The sequence below is a fragment of the Flavobacterium sp. F52 genome (assembly GCF_000278705.1).
In the GTDB taxonomy this organism is placed as follows: Bacteria; Bacteroidota; Bacteroidia; order Flavobacteriales; family Flavobacteriaceae; genus Flavobacterium; species Flavobacterium anhuiense.
The window spans coordinates 1-6,096 of record NZ_AKZQ01000021.1; the positions used below are offsets into that span (position 1 = coordinate 1).

Sequence of the window (6,096 nt, forward strand, 5' to 3'; positions counted from 1 at the left end):
CAGCTGCCCTAGAACTTTTTCCCAAACAGATGCGTCAGCGATGGAAGCTATATCTCCCGAATTGGAATAACAGGGCTTTTCAGTCGCATGTAAATGTTTTTGTTAGTGAGGCTGATTAATATGTTTTATTTGCATTGATTTTTATTCAGAAGTTTAACTTTAGGTCAACTTTTTATTGATGAGCTTTAGAGTGGTTATAATTGATTAAAATTGTTGTTTTTACTTGGATAGCTTTTGTATTAATTTGTTTTAAATTTGACTATAATGAAATTAAAAATCGATAGAAGAGTTAATTCGAATTATAAATAGTTCTCAAGAATTAAATTTGAAAACCGAGCTTGCCATTTAGCAGGCTCTCCAATAGTCGAAAACTGATGTATTGCAGTTAATCTACTTATATTTGCCCAATCTTTTGAACAATTGCTTCGCAGGCCTTCCACTAAAAACTAATCCATTATGATAAAATACAGCACAGATTCTAAAGTTGATTTTTATTTTGAAAAGGCTGAAAAGTGGAAAGCCGAAATTGAACAAATGAGAGAAATTGTTTTAGATTGTCATTTGTCTGAAGAATTGAAATGGGGATCTCCTTGTTATACTTTCGAAAAAGCCAATATTGTATTAATCCATTATTTCAAAGAATATTGCGCTTTTTTGTTTTTCAAAGGTGCTTTAATGAAAGATCCGGATAATATTTTGATTCAACAGTCGGATAATGTGCAGGCAGCACGTCAAGTTCGATTTACTAATGTTGAGGATATTTTGACGAAAAAAGAAATTTTGAAAAGGTATATTTTTGAAGCTGCTGAAATTGAGAAATCGGGAAAGAAAGTAGAACTTAAAAAAGTTTCGGATTTTGAAATTGCTGAAGAACTTCAGAGTAAATTTGATTCTGATGTTGATTTTAAAAAAGCTTTTTATGCTTTGACTCCTGGTAGACAGCGAGCGTATTTGCTTCATTTTTCTCAACCTAAACAATCTAAAACTAGAGAAGCTAGAGTAGAAAAAAATATTTCAAGAATTCTAGATGGGAAAGGCTTGAATGATTAAAAATATATAAATAAAAGAAAAACTCCTTTGTATAAAAGGAGTTTTTTGTTTTTATGTTTAAGAAATTTGCTGTTCAATGGTGTTTTTCTTTCGAATAGAAATAATAGACTGAAATAAAATTGAAGTCATCACTAAACTTATTCCAATGTAAAAAGATAAATTGACCGATTGCCCTTCATTAAAAAATAAAAAGGCTAATATTATGGAATAAATTGGCTCTAGGTTGAATGTTAGATTTATGGTAGGCGGGAATCTTTTTAAGGGATTCTGCAAACATTACATAAAGGGCAACCGTACAGCATGAAGCGAGAATCAATAAATAGAATATGTCTGTTAAGTTTGGAATAAAGGTTTGATCTGGAAAATTATAAAAATAAAATGGCAGAGCTGCGCCTAATACCAATGTTCCGCCAAGCATCTGATAAAAATTAATGAGTTTGCTGTCATAAAATTGTACCAGTCTTTCGTTATACAAGGCAGCAAATGCAGAAGAAATTACTCCAAGTAAAATTCCAAGTTGGTAAGAAGAATTAAAATGGAAAATCAGACTTATTCCTAATAAGGTAAGGATGCTTAATAAAGCTTGAACCAGATTAAATTTCTTTTTATTGAGAAGTGGTTCAAAAAAAGCAGTAAAAAAACTAGTTAAACAATAACACACAACGCCAATTGATATGTTAGAATATTTAATGCTGGCATAAAAGAAAATCCAGTGAATAGTAATTAGTACTCCAGCTTTAGAAATATTTACTGCTTCAGAAAATGATTTTAGCATTTTCAGATTGTATATTTTTAGAATAAAAAATAGAATAATTGAGGCAAAGAATACTCTATACCAAACCAGCGTGATTTCGTTAAGAGAAATAAGTTTTCCGAAAATGCCACTAAAACCAGCAAGTAAAACTGCAGAATGCAGTATCAAATAATATTTTTTCATAAGAAGTTGTCTGTCCTTTTTTGAAGGATATATTTTGAATATTAATAATTGAATTAAGGTAAAGGACACAGCAAAGTAGATCGAGAATGTTCAGTCAAGCGTCAATACTAAAGATGTATTATTAATTTGCTGGAGGAGGAAGACAACCTTTAAAACTCATAATAAAATTTGATTTTCAGCAAAATTAGGAAAAAAGCATTCTGTGAAAAAACGTAAAAAGTTATTTAAATGTGAAACTTCAAACATTTTAACAGTTGAATCGAATAAATCTGATTTTGATTTGAATATTTATTTGTAGAACTTGCATCGAAACAAAATTGCCAAATTACAAGTATAACACAATCTAATGAGTACAAGCCAATCTACTGCAGTAATTCTTGAAACAAAACAGCATTTTAAAATTTTAGACGGATTAAGAGGTATCGCAGCTTTTGCTGTTGTCGTGTTTCATTTTATGGAATGGATTTTTACCGATCCGAGTCAGAACTTTATTGGACACGGATTTTTAGCTGTTGATTTTTTCTTTTGCCTTTCAGGATTTGTAATCGGATATGCTTATGATGATCGCATTGCAAAAATGGGACTTCGTCATTTTTTTATATCGAGAATTGTAAGATTGCATCCGTTAGTTATTGCAGGATCAATATTAGGATTGTTGGCATTTTTATTTGATCCGTTTGGAGGTCATTTGGAATTGTATAGTACAGGAAAAATTATTTTGACATTTATCTGTTCTATATTTCTTATTCCGTTTCCGGTTATTGCAGATCGCGGTTTCAATTTGTTTAGTTTTAATGCGCCAGCATGGTCACTGTTTTGGGAATATATTGCCAATATCATTTATGCATTTGTGCTTTACAGAATTGCCAGAAGTTTTTTATTGCTGTTAACGATATTGTCTGCGATTGCAATCTGTTATGTCGGATATAATTCGGGCAATTTATTAGGAGGCTGGAGCGGACAAACTTTTTGGGATGGATGTGCGAGAATTTCATATTCTTTTTTAGCAGGATTGCTTATCTATAGATCCAATTGGATTATTAAAAACAAGCTCGGTTTTGGTGGATTGACTATTTTATTGCTATTAGCTTTTATTATGCCGTTTTCAGAATACAATTGGATTTCGGAACCTTTGGTTGTATTATTATATTTTCCGTTACTAATTTCTTTAGGAGCTGGAGCTGTTTTAAAACCTGGATTAAAAAAAGCTTGTATCTTTTCTGGCCAAATATCGTATCCGCTTTATATGACGCATTATGCAGTTTTATGGATGTTTGGAAATTATTATACCAATTACAAACCAGATACAACACAATTGACTTTGATAGTTGTAACTTCTGTGATTCTGCTGGTTGGTTTTGCATATTTAGTGATGGTGGTTTATGATATTCCATTTAGGAATTATTTGACGCAGAGAAGAAAAAAGATGATGGTAAAAGACATCCGATAGATATTTCTAATATTATAAAATTTGAGATGAAAAAATATTACTTAATTTTCGTGCTCAAATTATTTTTTAATCATTCAAAAGGACAAATAAAAAAAACATATCTATCATGAAACAAGTAGTAACAGCCAGTTTAGTTAATGTTTGTAAAAGTAAGCTTGATATTTTTCATCGTTTTATGAGGAAAGGGGCAACTGATGTTGAAATACAAGAACTGGAAAAATTTGTGGACCAAAAATTACCTGCATCTTATGTTAAATTGTTAAAAACCTATAACGGAGAAAAAAGAACATTAGGTTTTTTGGGAGGATTCGGATATTTAAGTATTGAAGCAGTTAAAAGAGAATGGTTGTTTTTTAAAAATGCTCCAGATACAAAGCCTGAAGCTATTAATCAGGTAAGAAAAATTACGAATGTTTTGTATTCGACTAAAAGAATTCCATTCGCCCACGATGGTTCTGGAAATTTTCTTTGTTTAGATTTTATTCCAAATACAGATGGTATTTTAGGGCAGGTCATCTATCTTCCTTGCGGAGATCCTGAGCCAATTTCAGTAGTTTCTGATAGTTTTGATGATTTTTTAAATTTGATGATTAGAAAAATTCAGTCCGAGAAATTAAAACTGGTTGATGAAAGAGAAGATTGGGACGCAGAAGACTGGGCGAAAGCAGATATTTATTTTGAGCGTACATGGAATAATGATTGGAGTGATATTGCAGAAGAATATAATTCAAAAGATAGTTTTGGTTGTTAATTGCAATCATGCTGAGTACCATTTTTTTAAATCAGTGTTTTTTTATAGATTATCCTTAATTCGTTTTGTTATTTCTTCAATTGTACCCATTCCGTCAAAAGTTAAAACTTTAATTTTGGACTTCATACATTCGATTGCTGGTCTGGTTGAACTTTCAAAAACTGCAATTCTTTTAAGGTGAATATTAACATCTTTGTCATCCTTTCTGTTAGAAGTTTCGGCTCTTTTCTGTGCTCTTTTTAAAAGTTCTTCTTTTGGAACGTCAATATTAATTACTTTTCCAATTTCTAGATTTTTAGATTTAACGAGTTCTAATAAATCATTTACTTGCGGTTCAGTTCTTGGATAACCGTCTAAAATGATTCCTTTAGCAGCGATATTTTCATCCAATATTTTGCTAAAAAGATCTTTCATTATTGAGTCAGGAACCAAATCTCCTTTTTCTTCATATTGAGACATTATTTTTCCAATTTCCGTTTCATTTTGTTTTTCCAAACGGCATCTGTCTCCAGTTGAAATATGTTCAAAATGAAGTTCATCTTTTAAAATTTCGCATTGCGTGCCCTTACCAGAATATGGAGGGCCCGTAATTATTAATATTTCCATTTGTTGTAAAGCGTTTAATTCTCTTTCGAGTTTTATAGTTGTGAATGCGGTATTCTGATTTTACAAGGAATCACAAATTTACGAGAAAAAAAATATGCTTTTGCATAATAAAAACCTTAGGGGTGAGGCATTTGCAGATAATTTTAGAAATGTATAGCAGTTCATCAGCTAGCGATAGGCTTTTTTTAATGTGTGTTTTTGCTGAGAAATTCTAAAGCGCTGACGAAATTGAAATAAAGTTTTCTCTCTAACTTTAAATAAAAAACTCCATTAGAAATAATGGAGTTTTTTATTTAAAATCTCATTTCTCATGTTTTAAAATTTTAAAAGTAAAAACAATTAGTATATTTGTAACTTTTAAGTATAGACTATACTCTATGCTTTATTGTTTTTAATCAAAAATAAAAACTATGCTTGTAAACGAATTATCAAAAAAAACAGGACTGTCAATCCATACTATTAGATATTACGAAAATTTAGGAATGATTAAGGGATTGGCAGACGAAAAGGTGACTTCTAATAATTATAAACACTACGATGCTAATACAATTGAGCGTTTAGAAATCATTATAGAAGCAAGAGAGGTCGGGTTTACTTTGGCAGAAATAAAAAAAATATTGATTAGCTGGTTCGAAACAACAGATTCGAAACCAGAAACGCTCGAGCTTTTTCAAGCCAAAATAAAAGAGATCGATGATAAAATGAAATATTTCAAACAAACGAAGAGTCTTCTTGAAAAAGTATGTGAGAAAATAAAAAATAATGAATGATAATTTGCTTTCAATCAGGTAAGTAAAAAAACTCCTTAATTTCTTAAGGAGTTTCTTGGTGGGCGATGATAGCTTGTTCCGATTTTTTATCGGAAGGTTCGAACCCCCGACCACTTCCGATGAAAATCGGAATGCTCTGAACTTCCTTGTTTATAATCCTTGTTTTTAAATTTATAACGACAAAAAAACTCCAAAATCAAGTGACTTTGGAGTTTTTAAATTCTGTGGGCGATGAGGGGTTCGAACCCCCGACCACTTCCGATGAAAAATCGGAATGCTCTGAGCTTCCTTGTCTAATCCCTGTTTTTAAATTTATAACGGCAAAAAAGAACTCCAAAAGCAAGTAACTTTGGAGTTTTTAAAATTCTGTGGGCGATGAGGGGTTCGAACCCCCGACCACTTCCGATGAAAAATCGGAATGCTCTGAACTTCCTTGTCTAATCCCTGTTTTTAAATTTATAACGACAAAAAAAACTCCAAAATCAAGTGACTTTGGAGTTTTTAAAATTCTGTGGGCGATGAGGGGTTCGAA

The 6,096-nt window shown here is 31.3% G+C and carries 6 protein-coding genes; 4 read left to right on the forward strand and 2 right to left on the reverse strand.

What is annotated here, in order from left to right:
* Positions 1–456: 456 nt before the first annotated feature.
* A complete protein-coding gene (locus FF52_RS07115; RefSeq protein WP_008464179.1) occupies positions 457–1,050 on the forward strand; it encodes a YdeI/OmpD-associated family protein in 594 nt (197 codons plus the stop codon).
* 178 nt (positions 1,051–1,228) lie between these two features.
* Here the strand turns inward: FF52_RS07115 and FF52_RS07120 are convergent, their stop codons facing one another.
* Positions 1,229–1,987 (reverse strand): DMT family transporter, encoded by a 759-nt coding sequence (locus FF52_RS07120; protein WP_008464180.1) that lies wholly within the window; start codon positions 1,985–1,987, stop codon positions 1,229–1,231.
* 346 nt (positions 1,988–2,333) lie between these two features.
* On the opposite strand from FF52_RS07120, the gene FF52_RS07125 reads away from it, so the two are divergent.
* Together FF52_RS07125 and FF52_RS07130 are read left to right on the forward strand one after the other, a co-directional pair.
* The gene (locus FF52_RS07125; RefSeq protein ID WP_008464181.1) at positions 2,334–3,437 is read left to right on the forward strand and encodes an acyltransferase family protein; all 1,104 of its coding nucleotides are present in this window, start codon (positions 2,334–2,336) and stop codon (positions 3,435–3,437) included.
* A gap of 106 nt (positions 3,438–3,543) precedes the next feature.
* On the forward strand, positions 3,544–4,188 hold the full coding sequence (locus FF52_RS07130; RefSeq protein ID WP_008464182.1) for an SMI1/KNR4 family protein: 645 nt from the start codon (positions 3,544–3,546) through the stop codon (positions 4,186–4,188).
* 42 nt (positions 4,189–4,230) lie between these two features.
* Here the strand turns inward: FF52_RS07130 and FF52_RS07135 are convergent, their stop codons facing one another.
* Positions 4,231–4,794: an adenylate kinase family protein gene (locus FF52_RS07135; protein ID WP_008464183.1), complete on the reverse strand. Its 564-nt coding sequence runs from the start codon at positions 4,792–4,794 to the stop codon at positions 4,231–4,233.
* A 410-nt stretch (positions 4,795–5,204) separates the two neighbouring features.
* Between FF52_RS07135 and FF52_RS07140 the strand changes: the two genes are divergently transcribed.
* Positions 5,205–5,564 (forward strand): MerR family transcriptional regulator, encoded by a 360-nt coding sequence (locus FF52_RS07140; RefSeq protein WP_008464184.1) that lies wholly within the window; start codon positions 5,205–5,207, stop codon positions 5,562–5,564.
* Positions 5,565–6,096: the final 532 nt, after the last annotated feature.